Origin of the sequence: Kitasatospora sp. NPDC059571, assembly GCF_042735675.1 — a bacterium.
GTDB lineage: Bacteria > Actinomycetota > Actinomycetes > Streptomycetales > Streptomycetaceae > Kitasatospora.
Genome location: NZ_JBHWBW010000013.1, coordinates 6,541 through 9,451, shown reverse-complemented (window position 1 = coordinate 9,451; position 2,911 = coordinate 6,541). Strand labels below are relative to the sequence as shown.

Sequence of the window (2,911 nt, the reverse complement as noted above, 5' to 3'; positions counted from 1 at the left end):
TTTTATACGCCCCCGGGCCGGGGGGCGGCGGCCGCCCCCGCGCGCCCGCGCGGGCTCGCCGGGGGCCCGCGCCAACGGGTCGCCGTCGCCCGGGCGCTGGCGGCCGAGCCGAAGGTCCTGGTGCTCGACGAGGCGGTGGCCGCCCTGGACGTCTCCATCCAGGCGCAGATCCTCGCCCTGCTGGCCGGCATCCGCCGGGACTGCGGCATCTCCTTCCTCTTCGTCAGCCACGACCTCGCGGTGGTCCGGCACATCACCGACAGCATCGCGGTCCTCCGGGCCGGCCGGATCGTCGAAACCGGGCCCACCACAGCGGTGCTGGCCGCACCGCAACACCCCTACACCCGGCTGCTCCTGGACTCCGTGCCCCGCCGGGGCTGGGACCCGGCCCGTATCTCCGAGCACCGCCGCACCCTCCTGTGACGACCTCATCCGACGACCCCCCACCCTGGACGCACCCATGACCGAGACCACCCCGCTCGCCTACCTCCCCGCCACCGAGGCCCTGCGCCGGTTCCGCGAGCGCACGCTCTCGCCGGTCGAACTGATGGCGGCCGTCATCGCGCGGGCCGAGGCCGCCGAACCGACCGTCAACGCCCTGGCCGAGCGCACCTTCGACGAGGCGATGGCCGCCGCCCGGGAGGCCGAGGCCCGCTACTCCGGCAAGGGCCGGGCGCCGCGCCCGCTGGAGGGCCTGGCCGTCGCCACCAAGGAGGAGCAGCCCATCGCCGGCCGCCGGGCCACCGACGGCTCCCTCGCCTTCCGCGACGAGATCGCCGAGCAGACCCACCCGGTCGTCGAGCGCATCCTCGACGCCGGCGGGATCGTCCACGCCCGCACCACCACACCCGAGTTCAGCTGCGCCGCGGTCACCCGGTCCCGGCTGTGGGGCGTCACCCGCAACCCCTGGAACCCCGCCTTCTCGCCCGGCGGCTCCTCCGGCGGCTCGGGCGCCGCCCTGGCGGCGGGCGAGACCACCCTGGCGACCGGGTCCGACATCGGCGGCTCGATCCGCATCCCCGCCTCGTCGACCGGCACGGTGGGCTTCAAGCCCCCGTACGGACGGGTGCCGGCGATGGCGCCGTTCAACCTCGACACCTACTGCCACGACGGCCCGATGGCGCGCACCGTCGCCGACTGCGCGCTGCTGCAGAACGTGATCGCCGGACCGCACCCGACCGACGGCGTGTCCCTGCGGCCCGCACTGGTGCTGCCCGAGCGGTTCGAGGACGTCGCCGGGCTGCGGGTGGCACTGTCGATCGGCCTCGGCGACTGGCCGGTGGACGCGGAGGTCGAGGCCAACACCCGGGCCGTCGCCGAGGCGCTGCGCGCGGCGGGAGCGGTCGTCGAGGAGGTCGAGGTCCCGATCACCCGCGCCCGGGTGCGCCGGGCCGCGATGCTCCACTTCGGCGCGGTCTTCGGCCCGTACGTGGCCTCCGTCGCCGCCGAGCACGGCGACCTGCTCACCCCCTACGCGCTGGCGTTCGCCGAGGAGACCGCCGCCTTCGCCGCGGAGCCGGGCGGCTTCCTGGCCGGCCTGGTCATCGAGAGCGAGGTGCAGGCGGTGCTCGGCTCCCTGCTCGACCGCCACGACGTACTGCTCTGCCCGACGCTCGCCCTCCCGGCCTTCGCGGCCGACGACGACTACACCTCGACCGAGGTGGTGGTCGAGGGCGAGACGCTGGACCACTACCTGGACGCGGCGCTGACCACGGTGTTCAACATCGCCAGCCGCCACCCGGTGCTGAGCGTCCCGTCCGGGTTCGCCTCCACCGGCGTCCCGACCGGCGTGCAGATCGTCGGGCGCACGTACGACGACACCACGGTGTTCCGGGCGGCCGCCGCGGTCGAGGCCGTGCGCCCGTGGGGCGGTGTCCCGGTGCTGTGAGGGACCTGCGGGGGCGGGCCGGTCAGGGGCGGTCGGGGGAGTAGCCCAGGACCCAGCCGAGGGCCTGGGCCACGCCGCGGGCGTAGCGGCGGTGCTGCCGGTCGAGGCCGGGGTCGCGGGCGAGCGCGAGGGCGAGGCGCTCCTGGGCCATCACCCGCAGCGTCGGGTCGGCGGGGGCCGGGTCCATGCCGACCGGCGGGGTGGCCGAGGGCTTCAGGGCCCACCGGTAGGCGGCCTGCGCGCCCTTGCGGCGCGGCTTGCCGGAGGGGCAGGACAGCAGGCGCAGTGCGTCGCGGATGTCGTCGGCGGATCTGATGCCGACGGACTGGTCCGGGAGGGTGCCGGTGCTCATCCGACCACCGTAGGGCGCGGACGGCCGGGCGTCCCGCGTTCCGGCGCGACAGCGGCGGAACGCGCCCCCTTTCCGCCCGGTCCGCTACCTTCCGCCCCGCGCGCCGGTGCCGCCGACCCGCCGGCGGGCCGCGGGCCCGGCAGGGATGGTTCGCGCACCATGAACACGTCCACCGCGTCCTCGGTCTCGCAGCGGAAGCCGTGCCGCTCGTACAGCCGCCGCGCCGGGCTGCCCTGCAGCACGTTGAGCCGGACGGGTGTGCCGGCGCGGTCGCACGGCTCCAGGACCCGGCGCAGCACGGCCGTGCCGGTGCCGCTGCCGTGCAGGTGCGGGGTGAGGTAGAAGTGCTCCAGCCAGTGGGCGTCCGCGGCCGGCCGCAGCGCCACGCAGCCGGCCAACGAGCCGCCCACCTCGATCACCCGGGTGTGCGCGGGTGCGAAGCCGTCCCGCAGCCGCTGCCGCACCCGGTGCGCGTCGTACCGTCCGAGCCGCTCCAGGTCGGCCTGCAGCACCACGGCGCGCAGCTCGGCCACCGCCTCGACGTCCGCGGGCGTCGCCGGCCGGAGTTCCCAGTCCGTCGTGATCATCAGGCCATTGTGCCGGACCCGGCCCGGTGGGCGGGGACGGCGCGCCCGTGGGGGGCAGGGGAGCGGGGACGGTGGGGTGGGGCG

Annotated in this window: 3 protein-coding genes and 1 pseudogene; 2 read left to right on the top strand and 2 right to left on the bottom strand. The window is 76.4% G+C overall.

What is annotated here, in order from left to right:
- A partial coding sequence (locus tag ACFV0G_RS03580; RefSeq protein WP_380540934.1) for an ATP-binding cassette domain-containing protein occupies nt 1-423 on the top strand: 423 nt, incomplete at its 5' end.
- 37 nt (nt 424-460) lie between these two features.
- The gene (locus ACFV0G_RS03575; protein WP_380540931.1) at nt 461-1,888 is read left to right on the top strand and encodes an amidase; all 1,428 of its coding nucleotides are present in this window, start codon (nt 461-463) and stop codon (nt 1,886-1,888) included.
- Between the two features lie 22 nt (nt 1,889-1,910).
- Here the strand turns inward: ACFV0G_RS03575 and ACFV0G_RS03570 are convergent, their stop codons facing one another.
- Together ACFV0G_RS03570 and ACFV0G_RS03565 are read right to left on the bottom strand one after the other, a co-directional pair.
- The gene (locus tag ACFV0G_RS03570) at nt 1,911-2,240 is read right to left on the bottom strand and encodes a hypothetical protein (protein ID WP_380540928.1); all 330 of its coding nucleotides are present in this window, start codon (nt 2,238-2,240) and stop codon (nt 1,911-1,913) included.
- Nucleotides 2,241-2,386: 146 nt separating this feature from the next.
- Nucleotides 2,387-2,827, bottom strand: a pseudogene (locus ACFV0G_RS03565) (GNAT family N-acetyltransferase); the annotation flags it as partial.
- Nucleotides 2,828-2,911: the final 84 nt, after the last annotated feature.

Coding starts and splice junctions, on each gene's coding strand:
- ACFV0G_RS03570 (WP_380540928.1), bottom strand. CDS start 2,240: ATGAGCACCGGCACCCTCCCGGACCAGTCCGTCGGCATCAGATCCGCC.
- ACFV0G_RS03575 (WP_380540931.1), top strand. CDS start 461: ATGACCGAGACCACCCCGCTCGCCTACCTCCCCGCCACCGAGGCCCTG.